Origin of the sequence: Neisseria sp. P0001.S007, assembly GCF_051963655.1 — a bacterium.
GTDB classification, from domain to species: domain Bacteria; phylum Pseudomonadota; class Gammaproteobacteria; order Burkholderiales; family Neisseriaceae; genus Neisseria; species Neisseria subflava_A.
In genome coordinates, this window is sequence record NZ_JBQCUB010000058.1 from 1 (window position 1) to 241 (window position 241).

The following is a 241-nucleotide window of genomic DNA, read 5'->3' on the forward strand; positions in this document are numbered from 1 at the left end:
GTTCCAAGCGGCAGACGCGTTCGGTTACCGGCGTGGTGGAGAGGCCGACTTTTTCAGCCAATTCGGTCATGGGGATACGTGCGGTTTGTTGTAGGAGCTTGAGAATTTTTAAGTCGGTTTTGTCGAGTTCTTTCATGGCCTTGATGTCTGTCGTTTTAATTTGGATTGAATAATAACCTTAAAACAGGCATAGAATAAGCATAAATGCCGAAACTCGCGCATGAGGTCTAAATTATTAATA

The 241-nt window shown here is 43.6% G+C and carries 1 protein-coding gene; it reads right to left on the reverse strand.

Annotated features, from left to right (window positions below; translation table 11 throughout):
- The coding region (locus ACTHRE_RS11180; protein WP_440345287.1) for an Lrp/AsnC family transcriptional regulator at window positions 1–136 on the reverse strand (136 nt) is incomplete at its 3' end.
- Window positions 137–241 lie beyond the last annotated feature (105 nt).